This is a genomic window from Pseudoduganella flava, assembly GCF_007830495.1.
Lineage (GTDB): Bacteria > Pseudomonadota > Gammaproteobacteria > Burkholderiales > Burkholderiaceae_D > Rugamonas > Rugamonas flava.
In genome coordinates this window covers 322,244-338,504 of record NZ_VLKW01000005.1, presented here as the reverse complement: position 1 = coordinate 338,504, position 16,261 = coordinate 322,244, and the positions used below count along the sequence as shown (strand labels likewise).

Sequence of the window (16,261 nt, the reverse complement as noted above, 5' to 3'; positions counted from 1 at the left end):
CCATGCGCAAGCTCATTCCGTTCGCCTTCGCGGCCGCCGCGCTGGCACAGCATGCCGGCGCCGCCGAGCTGTCGGGCACGTGGCGCTTCGAGAAGAGCGCGGATTACCACGGCCAGACGAAGATCCCGGCACCGAAATCGCCGGTACTGCAGATCGTCAACCAGCAAGCGGCGTTCTCGCCATCGTGTCTGGTCAAACTGGACAAGGCCCGCTACGCCTATTCCGAGCCGTTCCAGGGGCTGCTGAAGGAAGGCGTCGACGAACCGAAGCTGGAAAAATACCTGGGCAAGAACTTCGGTTTCTCGATCACCGGCAGCAAGGACTACTACGAAGCGGACGTCGACAGCGATTGCAACGGCATGCAGCGCGAATTCCTCGTCAGCGGCGACAAGCTGCTGGTGCCGGTTGCCGGCTCCGGCTTCTACAGCTATGTGCGCAGCGACGGCGGCACGGCGGCTGCCGTCGATCCGAAGCTCCCGTTGGGCGGCCGCAAGCTGAGCCAGCTGCCGTTCTCGGTGCCGGCCTACACGGGCTTGTGCCTGGACCTGGTGCCGCTGGTGAAAGGCGTGCCCCAGGCAACCGCCAAGTGCGCACCGGTCTACTATCCGTATGTCGCCAACGCGAAGGATGCCGATGCGTTGGCCAAGCTCATTGGCAATCACGACTACAAGAAGGGTGGCGGAAGCCACGCGGCAGACTACGCGCCGCCGTTCGCGAGCAAGCTGCACCCGACGTTTGCCGTGCTGCCGCCGCTGAAGGACGTGCTGCTGGTGCGCGTGGACGACCTGGAGGGCGGCAACGAGAAGCGCGATGTGATGTCCGGCGTCTTCCTGGCCATCAAGGACGGCAAGGTGACGGACCAGCTCAACGAAGGCTGCACGATCGACACTGCCTACAACTGCGTCGACGCGGATGGCAAGAAGCAGTATCAGCTGCTGGAGAGTGGCAAGTTCAAGAAGCTGCCGTGACTGCGTGACAAGGCAGGCGTCGCGCGACGCCTGCCTGCCTTCGGTCCCCTGCCGGGACCGCTCCATTTCACATCACCTCACGCGGCGCTGCCGCCGCTGTTCTGCTCCAGATCGTCGTAGTCGACGATCAGATCCCATTCATCCAGTGAGCGGCCGGTGAGGATTTCCATCTTCTCGCCTTGTTCGGCATAGATCTGCGCCGAGCGGCCATGCTCGTCCAGCGTACCCCGCTTGACGCGCTGGTCGCCCACCTTCGCGGCATACGACACGGCGCCGAAATCGTGCTGGACGAACAGGTCGTGCACGTCGAGCCGCTGGCTGAAAGCAGCCGGCAGGTTCGGCACCGGCAGATACGGCATGCTGACTTCCTTGCGCTCCGGCCCTTTGAAGCTCTTCTTGCCCGCATGGATCGTGATCTTGCCCGGGCACTGCACGGTGATGTTGCCGCCGTCGATCGTGATGTTGGCGCCGCCGGCCGTCCACAGCGAGATGCTTTTCTTCGCCGCCCACTCGGCGAACGACGCGGCGCTGACCACCTTGACGTCGTCGCGGGCCTGGATCGCCAGCGTGTCCGACTGCGCCTGCACGTCGATCGCATCCTTCGCGGCGATCGCCTGCAGGCCGACGCCGTCGGCGCCCGCGGCGACGGCGCCTGCCAGCACGCCAATCGCCTGGCCTGCATGCACGCGCATCTGCGCGCCGGACACGATCTGCGTGTCGGCACCGCTCATCAGCGCAACAGCCTCGCCGTTCGCCAGCTGCAGCGCCTGGCCGGCCGTCACCGCGAGGCCCGCCTTGGCGCTGATCGCCACGACGGGGTCGGTAGCGTGCGGGATCTTGCCGTCGGCCGGCTTGGTGGATTTGCCGGCGGCGTCGCCGCGCGCGGCGCCCACCTCCTTGCCGTCGACCATGCCCGACACGGCCTTCAACATCGCTTCCAGCGGCGCGGCGCCGTCATCGAGGACGCTGCTGTTGGCCTGCTTCGCGCCCGCGTGGGTCGCCAGCGTGACGGTGCCGTGCGTGCCGGCTGCCTCGCTGAACGTCTCGCCCAGTTTGACGGCTTGCTTGAGCAGCGCGATGCCGGCGGCGTTGTCGCCGGCCGGGTCGCGCGCATCGGCACTGTGCTGCATCTTGTAGCTGGAGACCAGCAGGCCGGCGCCGGCGCGTACGGCGCCGTAGGCATCCGTGCGCAGCTCGCCGCCCTGGCCGCGCAGGCTGCCGCGGTAGTTGTCCGCCGTGTGGATCAGGTGGCCCAAGGTCAGCTCCGATTGCGCGTGGGTGCTGCGCAGCTGTACGCGGCCTTGCGCGTCGGTGTCGTCGAACAGCAGCTGGTTGTAGCCCTGGCCACCGAACTCCTTGCTGCGCAGGCCCCACTGGGCCGCCGCGTTGCGGTGGCCGTCCGCGCCGGCTGACGCCCCTGGCTGAGCATTTTTTGACCGAAGCAAAGTTGCTTGGAATATATCATGCGCAGCGCCATTCGTCACCGCTGAGCTGTTTCAGGCGGGCTGGACACCCGTCGGCCCAGCAGCCACATAAACGTTTGGCAACGGAACCGGTCAATGAGCAGTGCACACCGCACCCTGGCGATCCTAGCGTTCACGCAGATCGCGTCGTGGGGCTCCCTGTACTACGGCATCACGATCCTCGGGCCGGCACTCGGTGCCGAGCTCGGGTGGCGCAACGAGCTGGTCTACGGCGCATATTCGTGGAGCCTGATCCTGTCGGGGCTTGCGGCCACGCCGGCTGGCGCGCTGCTGGACCGCCATGGCGGCCGCGCGGTGATGGGCCTGGGCTCGCTGCTGGGTGCTTTCGGCATGCTGCTGCTGGCCGGCACGCAGTCGGTACCCGTGTATTTCGTCGCCTGGACCATCCTGGGTTTCGCGATGGCGCTGACCTTGTACGAAGCCGCGTTCGCGACGATCAACCGCGAGTTCGGCTGGGATGCGCGGCAACTGATCTCGACGTTGACGCTGTTCGGCGGCTTCGCCAGCACCGTGTTCTGGCCGCTGACGATGCGGCTCGACGGCGCGATCGGCTGGCGCGCCACGTGCGTCGCCTACGCAGCGTTGCACCTGTTCGTGTGCCTGCCGCTGCACCTGTGCCTGCCGCGTCGTGCGCACGGGTCTGCGACCCCCGCGAACGAGTCCGGCGCGGTGGGCGCGGTGGCGGACCTCGACCTGCGCACGGCGCTGCGTCATCCGGCGTTCTGGAAGCTGGCTTGCGCGTTCGCCGTCAACGCGCTGATCTTCTCGGCGCTGGCCGTGCACCTGATCCCAATGCTGAAGGACTTCGGCCACGGCGCCGCGGCGGCCGTCACGATGGCCGCGCTGATCGGCCCTGCCCAGGTGGCCGGGCGGATCGCGGAGCGGGTCTGGTTCCGCGACGCGCCACCCGCCAACATCGGCCGGCTGGCCTTCGCGGCGATGCCGGCGGGGCTGCTTGCCATCGGCCTGTGGGCCGAACACCAGTGGGCGGCCGGGCTGTTCTGCGTGCTGCTGGGCGCCAGCAACGGTGTGCTGACGATCGTGCGCGGCACCGTGCCGCAGCAGATGTTCGGGCGGCGTCACTACGGCGCGATCGCCGGCGCGATGGCGGGGCCGTCGCTGCTGGCGCGTGCCGCCGGGCCGCTGTTGACCGCCGCGCTGCTGGGTGCCGGCGTGCCGGGGCGCATGCTGCTGCTGGTGTTCCTCGTTTGCGCCGTGCTGTCGTTGCTGTGCTTCCTGTCCGCCCTGCAGGCAAAGCGGCGAGCGGCTATCATGGACGCCCCCCTGTAACGAGAACGACTGGAGAAACAAGTGACCGACCCGACCCGCGCCGCGCTGCGCGACCTGGCCAGCAGCGCGCGCAAGCTGCACAAGGCGATGCTGGACGTCGAAACGCAGTATTTCGGCGCTGTCGGCGGCGTGCTGGAACACCTGCAGCTGGTGACGAACCACCCGCATTTCGCGTGGTTGCTGAAACTGTCCGGCCTGATGGCGGAACTCGACGAGCGCCTGGACGACGACGAGCCGTTCGACACGTTCACCGCCGGAGAGTGGCGCACCGCATTCGAACAACTCGTCGGTCCCCGCCCGCCGATCGACGAAGACTTCCGCAAGCGCTACCTGGCGCTGCTGCACGACGCACCCGAAGTGGCGATGGCCCACAGCGTACTGCGCCAGGCGCTGGCCCGGCTGCCCCAGGCGGAGTAAACGCTGCAATCTTTCCAAAAAACGGGGACTGTCCCTCGTTTCAGGAAACTTTTTGCTTCACTCTTGCCGTGCAACACGAGAAACCCGCTAAGGTCGGACATCTTCGGCGAATCGGGGCAGGACTGTTTCCGGTGTCGTCGCGGAGCTAACAAAATTTCCAAAAATGAGGGACAGTCCCCTGTTGTTTAGCGACCAGCTCAACTGTTGAGGGACGAAAAAAAGGCCGGGCAATGCCCGGCCTGTCAATGCAAAACAACTGAAGAGGGTAAGGCTTACCAGCCGATGTCTTTCAGCAGCGGCAGCGTCAGGTCCTTCGGCGGCTCGACTTCGTGCGTCAGGTCGCCGTTGATCGCCGGCTCCATCAGCTGGTTCGGCGAAGCGGCCGTCGTGTAGTGCGAAACGGACGAACCCGGCTCGAACGTCGTCGGCGTGTACATCAGGATGCGCTTCTGCTTGTCGGTGCCGGCCAGTTGGGTCGGATCCGCGCCCAGCGTTGCCAGTACGCCCGAAGCCGTGCGGCTGCGGTAGGCCAGCGCTGCCTTCAGGGCCAGGCCGTCGGCCTGCGAGATGCGCACGGCGGGAATCGTGATGGTCGGATCGCTGCCGCTCATGCCGGCCGGGTCGCCAGGCGCGTTGTCGGCGACGATCATCGCCTTCGCGCCAGCGGCTTGCACGTTCAGTGCCTTCTGCACGAACGGGCAGGTGCCGCGGTCGACCAGCGCGATATTGCCTTGCACGGCCTTCGCGTTGGCGGCCGACAGCGGCGCGCACGCCAGGCCCGTGTTCGTGGCGCGGTCTTCGACCACCGGCATGATCTGGCCGGTCAGGGGGGCGTCGATGATGCGCGGGCCGAAGCTCGCCTCGCCGAATGCCTTGTCGCCGGCGGACGCGCCCGCGGCCGGGCCGGAGATCGTCACGACGCCTTTCGCACCCAGCACATCCGGCACGGCGGCGTTGACGTTCGGGCCGTCCCACGACAGGCCGTTGCCGCTCACCGCGTTGGCGACGCGCTCTTCCTCGGACAGGTCGATCCACTTCGTGTTGGTGCGGTTGTCCGTCATGAAGTGGTCCCAGATCGCCGGCGAGCCGGCCAGGTATTCGCCCGTCTCCTCGTCGGTGAAGCTCTGGAAGCCCAGGCCGTGGCCCATCTCGTGCAGCAGCACGGTGACGAAGTCCGTCGAGCTGCCGTGGTTGCCGTCCAGGCCCAGGTAGAACTTGGAACTCGGCAGGCAGTCCGGGAACAGGCCCAGGCGCGAGTTGAAGCGCGCGCGGATGTCCGGCGTGTCAGGCGACTGGTCGACGCCCGACAGCTTGTTGGCCAGCGCGCCCGGATACCAGGTGCCCGCTTTCGGCGCGTTCGCGAAGTCGCCGAACACTTCCAGCGTGCCGGCCGAACCCAGCACGGCGCTGTTCGCCGTGCAGGTCAGCGGTTCGAAGCTGGCCTGGATGCGGATCGGCACCGAGCTGTCCAGCTTCGCGCCCCAGATGTTGGCCGCGTACGTGAACGCGATCAGGCGCTGTTCGCCCAGGGTCGTGCCGGTATTGCCGCCGACAGGTTCGACCGGGGTCGTGTCGTTGAAGCCCACGCCCGGGGCGTTGGCATTGACGATGATGATCTGCGTGGCGGCATGGGCCGCGCCGGCGGCGCCGAACGCGAAGGCGACAGCGGCGGCGATCTGTTTTACGCGGGCGTGCATGTTATTGCGCTTCATAGTGCTTGTCCTTGGCTTGCGCGGTGCGCTGGTTGTCGATCAGTGCGTTGGCGGCGTCTTCGCCGGTGACGCAAGCTTCGGTGACGGAGCCGTCCGCGTTACGCGTCAGCACCGAGTAGACCGCCTTGTGCTCTACATTCAGAGAGCGGGCGCCATGCTTGTTGACGACCACTTGCGGAGCCTTCGACACGCCGCGCGCCAGATTGGCTTCGCGAGCCGCGGCGGCTTGCGGCACCAGCTTGCGGTATTCGGCCGGTGTCGGCGCGCGCAGCTGGCCGGATTCGGCGTCGCGCACGACGACCATGCCGCTCTCCTTGACGGCGCTGCTCTGCGTCACTTCCTGCGCCGTATCGGCTGCCAGCGCACCGGACGACATGCCCAGCGCGGCCAGCGCCAGGCCGGCACCCGCGGCGGCGCGGCGGTTGCGGCGTGCCGCGAAGCCGACGCCGGCCAGGCCCAGGCCCAGCATCAGCCAGGTCGACGGTTCCGGCACGGCGGCGATCGCCACGCTGTCGATGCCGATGTAGTTCGACGTGTCATAGCTGCCGGTATAGTGGAAGCCGAAGCGGCCCGTGCCCGTGCCGGTGACCGTCGCCGTGTACTGGGTCCAGCCGTCCGGGTAGGCGGTGCCGCCGCCGATCGTCAGCAGTACGTCGCTGAAGCCAGCCGGCGCCGTGCCCGTGCCGAATGCCACGTGCAGCGTGTCGCCGAAACCTTCCGCACTCGAGCCGCGCGTGTAGAACGTCAGCTGCGTCGTGCCGCTCAGCGTGAACTCCGGGGTGATCAGCCAGTTGTCGATCGCGCCATTCGCCGCGGCGGTATCGAAGTTCGACGCGATATAGGACGCCGCACCGCCGGCATAGGCGTTGAAGATGCCCGTGTTCCCCTGGAACCACGACTCGGCACTGCTGCCGTTCAGGGTCCAGCCGCTCAGCGCGCCGACGTCGTCGAACCCTTCGATCAGGGACGTCGGCGGCGTATCCGCATGCGCGGCCGCCGATAGTGTCAGCGCCGCCGATGCAAAGAGAGTGAGGAAGGTTTTCATTGATTCACTTTCGTTGACTTGTGGAAGAGAGGTGCAAAATGTTTTGCAAATTGCAAGACGAGTATAAGACCAATAATTGTCGAGATGCACACAACCTGCTTACAATTTGTAATGTTTATTTGATTCGTATCGAAAATGCAACGCAACGCGTGTTTCTCTACCGAAAGCCCAGTATCCATGCGGGTTCCAGGGCATTCGAGGCGATCTTCGCCCGCACGCTTGCGCTGCCTCTTGACGACAGAAACGATCTGTGATGTGTAATCAGATGTAACGGCTGTTACATCTGCCGTCCCGGGCGGGGCGGGATTTCGTCACGGCATCGAAGGCAGGTACAATGCTGCCTTTACCTCTGTCAGCCCCCTCACGTGTCGAGCCGCCAACTGTATTACCGCCTGCTGCAGCAGTTCTCTCCCTATGCCGGTGCGCTGGTCGCGACGCTGTTCGCCGTCGGCATCGCGTCGCTCACCGACGTGGTGCTGATTCGTCAATTGCAGAACGTCGTCGACGCGCTGGGGCCGAACGCGGGCACCCATGGCGCCGCGGTGGCCGGCGGCGTGCTGGCATCGGTGCAGGGCTGGCTGCATCGGCTGCCCGCCGTGGACGCCCGCGAGGCCGCGCTGTGGACGATCCCCGCGATCATCATGGCGCTGGCGTTCCTGCGCATGGTCAGCAGCTTCGCCGGCGACTACGGCTCCGCATGGCTCAGCAACCGCGTGCAGGCTGACCTGCGCGGCAAGATGTTTGCCCGTATCCTGCGCCTGCCGAACGGCTATTTCGATCGCTCGTCCACCGGCACCACATTGTCGCGCGTGGCGTTCGACGCGAGCCAGGTGTCGCAGGCGGGCCTGAACGTCGTCAACGTCGCCGTGCGCGACTCGGTGGCGACGGCCGGTTACCTGGTGTCGCTGTTTACGATCGACTGGCAGCTGGCCGTGTTCTGCCTCGGGCTGTTGCCGCTGGTGGCCGCCGTCGTCATCTTCGCGGGGCGCCGCATGCGCCGCCTGTCCGAGAGCGCGCAGCACGCGATGGGCGAGCTGACCCGCGTGCTCGACGAGAGCATCGGCGGCCAGCGCGTCGTCAAGATCTTCGGCGGCCAGCACTACGAACAGCGCCGCTTCGACGACGTCGTCAAGCTCAATCGCCAGCTGGCCGTGAAGCATGCGGCGACGGCGGCGATGAATTCCGGGATCATCATGATGCTGATCGGCGTCACGCTGTCGGCCGTGATCTACTTCGCGCTGGTGCGCGCGCAGGCCGGCGCGCTGTCGGCCGGCGCCTTCGTCGCCTTCATGGGCTCATTGATGGCGATGCAGTCGCCAATCAAGAACCTCACCAAGATCAACGAGCCGCTGCAGCGCGGCCTGGCGGCGGCGAAATCCGTGTTCGGCCTGATCGACGCACCGGCCGAGCCGGATACCGGTACTCGCACGCTGACGCGCGCGCGGGGCGACGTGGTGTTTGACGCCGTCGGCTTCCGCTACGGCGTCGACGTGGATGCGGCGTCCGCGCTGGCCGACGTGTCGCTCGACATCCGCGCCGGCGAAACGGTCGCCCTGGTGGGCGGCTCCGGCAGCGGCAAGACCACGCTGGCCAGCCTGCTGCCGCGCTTCTACGACGTGACGCAAGGCCGCATCCTGCTCGACGGCGTCGACTTGCGCGAATACCGTCTGGCCGATCTGCGCGCGCAGATCGCGCTGGTGAGCCAGGACGTGGTGCTGTTCAACGACACGCTGGCCGCCAACATCGCGTATGGCGACCCTGCGCCGGACCAGGCCCGCATCGAAGCGGCGGCACGCGCCGCGTACGCGCACGAGTTCATCGAACGCCAGCCGCAGGGCTATCTGACGGAGGTGGGCGAGAACGGCCTGCGGCTGTCCGGCGGCCAGCGGCAGCGCCTGGCGATCGCCCGCGCGCTGTACAAGGATGCGCCGATCCTGATCCTGGACGAGGCCACCAGCGCGCTCGACACCGAGTCGGAACGCCAGGTGCAGGCCGCGCTGGAGCGGTTGATGAAGGGGCGCACGACGCTCGTCATCGCGCACCGGCTGTCGACGATCGAAAACGCCGATCGCATCGTCGTCATGAGCAGCGGCGGCATCGTTGAAATGGGCACGCACGACGTACTGCTGGAACGCGCCGGCCAGTACGCCCGGCTGTACCAGACCCAGAAGCAACTGGCGCACTGACGCCGGCAGCCGCGTCGCAAGCCGTCAGTCGCCGTTCCGCTGCGACGGCGTGCGCACCGGGTCCTTCAGCACGTCCTGCACATACAGCATCGACACCAGCACGGCCAGCACGGCCGTCAGCGGCGTCGCCAGCGCCACGCCGGCCATGCCGAACAGCGCGCCGAACAACAGCTGCATGACGATCGTCAGCGCCGGCGGCAGCGACACGGTGCGCTTCTCGATCAGCGGCGACAGCAGGTAACCTTCGGCCAGCTGGATCGCGCCGAACAGCAGCACGACGTACAGCGCCTGCTGCGGGCTGTCCGAAAACGCGATCAGCACGGCCGGCACGCCCGCCATCAACGGCCCCAGGTAAGGGATGAAGTCGAGCAGGCCGGCGATCAGGCCGAGGATCAGCGCCAGCGGCACGCCCAGCAGCGCCAGGCCGGCGGCCGACGCGACGCCGACCAGCAGCATCGACGCGGCCTTGCCGAGCAGCCAGCGGGCCAGCGTGCGGCCCAGTTCATCCATGACCTCGCGGGCCCGGGCCCGTTTCCTCGGCGGGACCAGCGTGACCAGGCCGTCGATGTAGAGGTGCGGCTGCGCCGCGAAATAGACGCCGACGAACAGGATGATGACGGCATTGCCCAGTGCCCCCATCAGGCCGGTGAAGAACAGGCCAGCATTGGGCACGAGCTGCGTCAGCTGCTTCTGCATCTGTTCCGGCGACGGCATGCTGCTCATCAGGCGCTTCAACAGCGGCTGCTGTTCCATCGCCGCGCGCAGCCGGTGCAGCGCTTCCGGTACCGCGGCGCCCAGTTTATCCGCCTGTTCGCCGATCTGCGGCGCCATCAGCCAGCCGCCGACGCCGAACACGAGCAGCAGCATGGCAACCACCAGCGCGAGCGCGACCTGGCGGTGCACATGCAGGCGCTTGCGCAGCAGGCCGGCCAGTTCGTACAGCAGGATCGCGAACAGGATGCAGGCGAATACGAGCAGCAGTGCGTCGTAGGCGAACCAGATTGCCGCCAGCGCCAGGATGGCGAGGATGCCGATGCCGTTGACGAGGGCGACCCGGCGCGTGAAGCGGTGGTCGCCATGGTGTTCCTGCCGTTGCCGGCTGTTGTCGTGATCGTCCATTTGCCTCCTCAATCCCTGGCCAGCAGATAGGCCGCCATGTCGCGCGCATCGCGCTCCGTGACGCCCAGCGCCGGCATCGTCGTTTGCGGATCCACCGCCTGCGGCGTGCGGATCCAGCGCACCAGGTTGTCCGGCGTATTCGGCAGCACGCCGGCCACGTACTTGCGCCGCCCCAGCCCTTGCAGCGGCGGACCGACATAGGTATCCGGCCCCGTCACGCCCGGGATCTTGTGGCACGCGCTGCAAGCGTACTGCGTCAGCGCGATGCGGCCGCGGCGCGCATCGGGTGCGCCGAGCGGCGGCGCAGCGGGGGCGGGCGATTCGGCCGCGTCGGCGGCCGCCGTGACCTCGCGGTAGCTGGCCGCCGTGTGCAGCGGCAGCCGGCCGAGGAAGGCGACGATGTCCCACATCTCCTCGTCCGCCAGGCGGTATTCCCAGGCCGGCATGCCGCTCATCTTGATGCCGTGGCGCGTGATCCAGTACAGTTCGCGGGGCCGCCAGCGCCGCGCCGCGTCGACCAGCGGTCCGGGCAGCGGTTGCATGCTGCGGCCGATGTCGTGCTGCGCCACGCCCGGGCCGCCATGGCATTGCTCGCAATAGCGGCGGTACAGGCGTGCACCGCGCCGCAGCTGTTCGCGCTCCTGCGCCGCGCCGGCCGGTGGCGGCACGACGACGTCGCGCGCGTGGAAGCGCACCGACTCGTGCATCCCTTTCTCGAGCAGCGTGTGCACCACCTGGAAGTGCTGCCGCGTGGCGGCCACGCTGTACCAGCCAGCCTCCAGCACCAGATACCCGCCCACGGCGGCGCCCAACGCCAGCAATGCCGTGGTGGCCAGTGCGGTCGTGGCGATCAGGCGGAGGCGGTTCGAGGCCATGCAGGGGTGCGCACCATTGAAAAATCCGATCTTGTCTTTGTTTTATTATATGGATTCCCCCGGTTTCTGCAGGAAGAGTGCGTGCGCGAAACAAACCGTCTGCCGATCATCCGACCCGCGGCGGTGAGCGCGAGGATAGGACCTCTGTTTGCAGCCCTGTATGCACCCTTGCTCGCATCCATGCTGGCCGCATGCGGTGCGGACAAGGAGTCGATGCAGCGCGTGGAAGGCGGCGATGCGGCGCGCGGCAGGCGGCTGCTGGTGCAGTTCCAGTGCGGCGCGTGCCATTCGATCCCCGGTGTCGAGGCGGCGCGCGGCACCGCCGGCCCGCCGCTGGACAAGTTCGGCCGCCAGAGCTACGTGGCCGGGCGGCTGCCGAACGTCCCGGAGCCGCTGGTGCGCTGGATTGTCGATCCGCCCGCCGTCAAGCCGGGCACGCTGATGCCGAACCTGGGCGTCACGCCGGACGATGCGCGCGACATGGCGGCCTACCTGTACACATTGCGATGACCGCGCCGTATCCGCAATCGGCGCTGGCCGGCGCCGGCCCGGATGCGGCCCTGATCGGCCAGCTGGGGTGGACGATGACGATCGCCGGCACCGTGCTGTTCGTCGCCGTGATGTTCCTGGCCTTGCGCGGATGGCGGGCGCGCCGCCATGTCGATACCCGCGTGTGGATCATCGGCGGCGGGATCGCGCTGCCGCTCGTGCTGCTGACGGCACTGCTGTGGTGGAGCCTGGCGACGACGGCGCGGCTGGCGCGGCCATCGTCGCTGACGCCGCTGCGCATCGCCGTCACGGCCAAGATGTGGTGGTGGGAGGTGCGCTACACCGATCCGGCGACGGGCCGCGACATCGTCACCGCCAACGAGATCCGCATCCCGGCCGGCCGCGCCGTCTACCTTGGCCTGACGACGAGCGACGTGATCCACTCGTTCTGGGTGCCGGCGCTGGCCGGCAAGGTGGACATGGTGCCTGGGCGCGTGCACGGCCTGACGTTGCGCGCCGACCGGCCCGGCGTCTGGCGCGGCCAGTGCGCGGAATTCTGCGGCGCGCAGCACGCGAAGATGGCGCTGCACGTGGTGGCGCTGGCACCAGGCGAGTTCGATGCGTGGCTGGCGGCGCAGGCCCGGCCAGCCCCGCAACCGGCCGACGCCCAACTCGCGCGCGGCCGCGCGGCGTATCTGGCACGCCGCTGCGATGCGTGCCATACGGTGCGGGGCGTGGGCGCGGGCGGCACGCTGGGACCGGACCTGACGCACGTCGGCGGCCGGCGGTACCTGGCGGCCGGCACGTTGGCGACGCACCGCGGCACCCTGGCCGGCTGGATCGCCGACCCGCAGGCCATCAAGCCTGGCGCGCGGATGCCGGCCACGCGCGGACTGGAAGGCGACGAGCTGCGCGCGCTGGCCGCCTGGCTGGAGTCGCTGAAATGACGCGCAAGCTGCCCAACAGCGTACCGCGTCCGGCCGGGGAACTGGAGCGGCTGAAGGCGGTATGGCGTACGCCGCGCGGCTGGCGCCTCTTGAGCTCCGTGAACAACTCGACGATCGGCCTGCTGTACATCGGCACGTCGCTGCTGTTCTTCCTGCTGGCCGGGGTGCTCGGCCTGTTGATGCGGGTGCAGCTCGCGGTGCCGGAGAACGGCCTGCTGGGGCCGGGCACGTACAACCAGGTGTTCACGATGCACGGCACCGTGATGATGTTCCTGTTCGCGATTCCCGTCGTCGAGGCGATCGCCGTGTTCCTGCTGCCGGCGATGCTGGGCGCGCGCGACCTGCCGTTCCCGCGGCTCTCGGCCTATGCCTACTGGGCATATGCGCTGGGCGGGCTGGGCTTCTTCTGCACGCTGTTCGTCGGCCTGGCGCCGGACGGCGGCTGGTTCATGTACCCGCCGCTGACGGGCAAGACGTATTCGCCCGGCCTGAACGCCGACTTCTGGCTGCTGGGGATCGGCTTCATCGAGATCTCGGCGATCGCCGGTGCGATCGAACTGATCGTCGGCATCCTGTTCACCCGTGCGCCCGGCATGACGCTGGCGCGCATGCCCGTGTATGCGTGGGCGATGCTGATCGTCGGCGTGATGATCGTGTTCGCGTTCCCCGCCGTGATCGCCGGCACGGCGCTGCTGGAACTGGAACGGGCATGGGACTGGCCATTCTTCGTTGCCGACCGCGGCGGCGATCCGATCCTGTGGCAGCACCTGTTCTGGTTCTTCGGCCACCCGGAGGTGTACATCATCTTCCTGCCGGCGGCCGGCATGGTGTCGACGATGATCCCGACCATTGCCGGCACGCCGCTGGTGGGCCGGCGCGCCGTCATCGTCGCGATGGTCGCCGTCGCGTTCTTCAGCTTCGGGCTGTGGGCGCACCACATGTTCACGACGGGGCTTGGGCACCTGGAAGGAGGCTTCGTGTCCGCGGCCAGCATGGCGGTGGCCGTGCCGACGGCGATCCAGGTGTTCGCGTGGATCGGCACGGTGTGGAAGGGGCGCGTGTGCGTCACCGCGCCGGCGCTGTTCCTGCTCGGCTTCCTGTTCATCTTCGTGCTGGGCGGCCTGACGGGCGTGACGGTGGCCGTCGTGCCGTTCGACTGGCAGGTGCACGACAGTTACTTCGTCGTCGCGCACTTTCACTACGTGCTGATCGGCGGGATGGTATTCCCGATGTTCGCGGCGCTCTGCTACTGGCTGCCGCTGGTGAACGGCCACGCGATCGGCGAACGCACGGCGCGCTGGTCGTGCGGCCTGATGTTCGTCGGCTTCAACGTCGCGTTCTTCCCGATGCACATCACGGGCTTGCTCGGCATGCCGCGGCGGGTGTACACGTATCCGTCGGGGCTGGGTTGGGACGTGTGGAACCTCGTGTCGACGGTGGGCGCGTTCGTGTTCGCGGCCGGCGTCGTGCTGTTCTTCGTCGGGATGACGCGCGCGTTGCTGCGGCCGGAGCGCGAGCATGGCAACCCGTGGCAGGCGGGCACGCTGGAGTGGCTGCCGGCCGACAGCCATGCGACGCGCAGCATCCCGCAGGTCGATTCGACCGACCCGCTGTGGAGCAACCCGGACCTGGCGCGCGAGGTGGAGGAGGGCGCGCACTGGCTGCCCGGCACGGCGACGGGACTGCGCGAGACGATCGTCACGACACCGGTACGCGCCGTGCTGCGCTACGTGCTGCCGCTGCCGACGGACAGCTGGTGGCCATTCCTGTCCGCGGCGGGAACGGCCGGCTTCTTCCTGCTGCTGACGGCCAAGCAGACCTTCATCGCCTGGCTGTGCGGCTTTGTCGCGATCGGCGCACTGCTGGCGTGGCTGTGGCAGCAGGATCGTCCGGCGCCGTGCCGGGACGTGGAGGTGGGCGAGGGCGTGCGGCTGCCGGTCGGTGCAGTCGGCACGGCCAGCCACAGCTGGTGGGCGACACTGATCATGCTGGCCGTCGACGCGGGCATCTTCCTGTCGTTCCTGTTCGCATACGTGCACGTGTCGATGCGGCTGGACGTGTGCCCGCCGCCCGGTGCGCGGCTGCCGGCGCCGTGGCTGCCGGCGCTGTCCGTGCTGCTGACCGCGGGCGGCGCCGTGTTGATAGCCTTGGCGCTGCGCACGCCGTTGGGCGGCCGGCAAAGGCGGATGCGCTGGCTGGTAGGTGTCGCGTGCGTGCTGATGCTGGGCGGGTATGGACTGGAGCTGGGCGGGCAGTTGGCCAGCGGCCTGAATCCGGTCCGGCATGCCTGGGGCGCCGCGGTCGCGACGCTGGTTGCGTACCAGGGCTTGCACGTGCTGTTGTGCGTCTGCCTGGGCGCGTACGTCGTCGCCCGCTCGCTGTGTCGCCACCTGACGCCGGCCAGCCGGGGCTCGCTCGATAACGCGGCGCTGATCTGGTACTACACGGCGCTGCAAGGTGTGGCGAGCAGCGCCGCCGTGCACGTGTGGCCGCTGCTGATGGGGTGACGCATGGGCGACGGCTTCTTTCGCAAGCTATGGCTGGGCACGGCGCCGCTGATCCTGTGGGCGGCGCACTTCTTCTTTTGCTACCTGTACGTGGCGGCCGGGTGCGGTGCGGCGACATGGGCGGTGCTGCTATCCGTCACGGCCGTGGCGCTGGCCCTCGCGGGATGGCTGGTCGCGAGCGCATGCCGGGCCGGCGTGCCCGATACGCTGCTGGAGATCACGCGGCTGGGCGCCGCGGTATTGGGCATCACCGGCATCGCGTGGAGTGCGTTGCCGCTGCTGGCTCTTGGTGCTTGCGGCTGAGCTTGTGTCACCGGTGCCAGGCACCAGTGACACGGACTCGGCAACTGGTAGAGCCGAGTTCGTGTCCTTTTTGGGGCCTTCCGGGGTCTGACCCCAGCGGGACACGAAGTCGACAGTGGGGCGCTCTGCCGGTGGTCAGAACGAGTACACGAGCGTCAGCGACGTTTGCGTATCCGTGTTCTTCTTGTCGACGGGGACGTTGCTGTCGTTGCGGGCGCTGAAGGCCGCTTTCATCTGCATCGTGCCGTTGATCTTCGTCGACAGCGACGTCTCGGCCACCGAGTGGGTGTTCGACGTGCCGCGCTCGACGGCCACCGATTGGGCGAACAGTGCGGACGGGCTGATCTGCCAGCGCACATTCGCCGCGCCGCGCACGGTGACGCCGTCTTCTTCCTCGCCGGTGGCGCGTACGCCCGAGAAGTAGCCCGGGCCCAGTTCGACTTCGACGATCTTGTCAGGCGACTTGTACAGGCGCTTGCCGCGGCCGATCGACACGGACGAGTAGCGCGTGTAGGCGCCGAAGCGGTCGTCGACGTGGGAGCCCAGCACGTACAGGCGCTCGCCGTCTTCCATCAGCTTGTAGGCGGCCTTGGCCGAGAAGGCGAAGCGCTCGGCCGAGCGGACGTACTTCTTGCCGTCGCCCTCGTCCGTCTGCACCTGGTCTTCCTTGAAGAAGCCGGTCAGGATGTACTGGTTGCTCCAGTCTTCCAGCTCCTGGCGGGCGTCGATCTTGCCCGTGACGGAAGTACCGGTGGTGTTGCCCGAAGTGGTGATCGCGCCCAGCTCGGCGGACGTACTCCAGGTGCGTTCTTCGATCGTGTCGGCGGCGAACGCTGCGCCGTGCCCAAAGGCCATCGCGAGGATGAGTACAGAACGAAAAGTCATTGGTGTCTGTGGCTCGTACGGAAACGGTGGAGCC

General features: G+C 67.9%; 13 protein-coding genes and 1 pseudogene. 8 read left to right on the top strand and 6 right to left on the bottom strand.

The genetic code is table 11. The annotated features are described in order from the left end of the window. Positions 1-2: 2 nt before the first annotated feature. Positions 3-968, top strand: a complete 966-nt coding sequence (locus tag IP92_RS15470) for a hypothetical protein (RefSeq protein WP_145876422.1) — start codon at positions 3-5, stop codon at positions 966-968. 344 nt (positions 969-1,312) lie between these two features. Here IP92_RS15470 and IP92_RS15465 read toward each other — a convergent pair. Then, a pseudogene (locus tag IP92_RS15465) lies at positions 1,313-2,386 on the bottom strand (DUF2345 domain-containing protein); the annotation flags it as partial. Positions 2,387-2,527: 141 nt separating this feature from the next. On the opposite strand from IP92_RS15465, the gene IP92_RS15460 reads away from it, so the two are divergent. Together IP92_RS15460 and IP92_RS15455 are read left to right on the top strand one after the other, a co-directional pair. Next, complete coding sequence (locus IP92_RS15460) at positions 2,528-3,742, top strand: MFS transporter (RefSeq protein WP_145876417.1); 1,215 nt, start codon at positions 2,528-2,530, stop codon at positions 3,740-3,742. Positions 3,743-3,763: 21 nt separating this feature from the next. After that, on the top strand, positions 3,764-4,159 hold the full coding sequence (locus tag IP92_RS15455) for a hypothetical protein (RefSeq protein WP_199271878.1): 396 nt from the start codon (positions 3,764-3,766) through the stop codon (positions 4,157-4,159). A 272-nt stretch (positions 4,160-4,431) separates the two neighbouring features. Here the strand turns inward: IP92_RS15455 and IP92_RS15450 are convergent, their stop codons facing one another. Together IP92_RS15450 and IP92_RS15445 are read right to left on the bottom strand one after the other, a co-directional pair. Further along, entirely contained in the window at positions 4,432-5,871 is a 1,440-nt protein-coding gene (locus tag IP92_RS15450) for a PA domain-containing protein (RefSeq protein ID WP_145876413.1), read from the bottom strand. Next, positions 5,858-6,916: a choice-of-anchor J family PEP-CTERM protein gene (locus tag IP92_RS15445; RefSeq protein WP_145876411.1), complete on the bottom strand. Its 1,059-nt coding sequence runs from the start codon at positions 6,914-6,916 to the stop codon at positions 5,858-5,860. Before IP92_RS15445 ends, IP92_RS15450 begins: the two co-directional genes overlap by 14 nt. A 365-nt stretch (positions 6,917-7,281) precedes the next feature. Between IP92_RS15445 and msbA the strand changes: the two genes are divergently transcribed. Next, positions 7,282-9,102, top strand: coding sequence for a lipid A export permease/ATP-binding protein MsbA (gene msbA / locus IP92_RS15440; protein WP_145876409.1), 1,821 nt, complete (start codon positions 7,282-7,284; stop codon positions 9,100-9,102). A gap of 24 nt (positions 9,103-9,126) precedes the next feature. Here msbA and IP92_RS15435 read toward each other — a convergent pair whose 3' ends face one another. Both IP92_RS15435 and IP92_RS15430 read right to left on the bottom strand, forming a co-directional pair. After that, on the bottom strand, positions 9,127-10,221 hold the full coding sequence (locus IP92_RS15435; protein ID WP_145876407.1) for an AI-2E family transporter: 1,095 nt from the start codon (positions 10,219-10,221) through the stop codon (positions 9,127-9,129). Between the two features lie 8 nt (positions 10,222-10,229). Beyond that, positions 10,230-11,096, bottom strand: a complete 867-nt coding sequence (locus tag IP92_RS15430) for a c-type cytochrome (RefSeq protein WP_145876405.1) — start codon at positions 11,094-11,096, stop codon at positions 10,230-10,232. Between the two features lie 168 nt (positions 11,097-11,264). On the opposite strand from IP92_RS15430, the gene IP92_RS15425 reads away from it, so the two are divergent. The 4 genes from IP92_RS15425 to IP92_RS15410 are packed head-to-tail and all read left to right on the top strand — an operon-like array spanning position 11,265 to position 15,342. Continuing rightward, on the top strand, positions 11,265-11,606 hold the full coding sequence (locus tag IP92_RS15425) for a c-type cytochrome (RefSeq protein WP_229418805.1): 342 nt from the start codon (positions 11,265-11,267) through the stop codon (positions 11,604-11,606). Further along, positions 11,603-12,532 carry a cytochrome c oxidase subunit II gene (locus tag IP92_RS15420; RefSeq protein ID WP_145876403.1) on the top strand — a complete coding sequence of 310 codons (930 nt, stop codon included), beginning with the start codon at positions 11,603-11,605 and terminating at the stop codon, positions 12,530-12,532. Before IP92_RS15425 ends, IP92_RS15420 begins: the two co-directional genes overlap by 4 nt. Next, the gene (locus IP92_RS15415; RefSeq protein WP_145876401.1) at positions 12,529-15,039 is read left to right on the top strand and encodes a cbb3-type cytochrome c oxidase subunit I; all 2,511 of its coding nucleotides are present in this window, start codon (positions 12,529-12,531) and stop codon (positions 15,037-15,039) included. Before IP92_RS15420 ends, IP92_RS15415 begins: the two co-directional genes overlap by 4 nt. Positions 15,040-15,042: 3 nt before the next feature. After that, positions 15,043-15,342, top strand: a complete 300-nt coding sequence (locus tag IP92_RS15410; protein ID WP_145876399.1) for a hypothetical protein — start codon at positions 15,043-15,045, stop codon at positions 15,340-15,342. Between the two features lie 135 nt (positions 15,343-15,477). Here the strand turns inward: IP92_RS15410 and IP92_RS15405 are convergent, their stop codons facing one another. Next, complete coding sequence (locus IP92_RS15405) at positions 15,478-16,227, bottom strand: DUF481 domain-containing protein (RefSeq protein WP_145876397.1); 750 nt, start codon at positions 16,225-16,227, stop codon at positions 15,478-15,480. Positions 16,228-16,261: the final 34 nt, after the last annotated feature.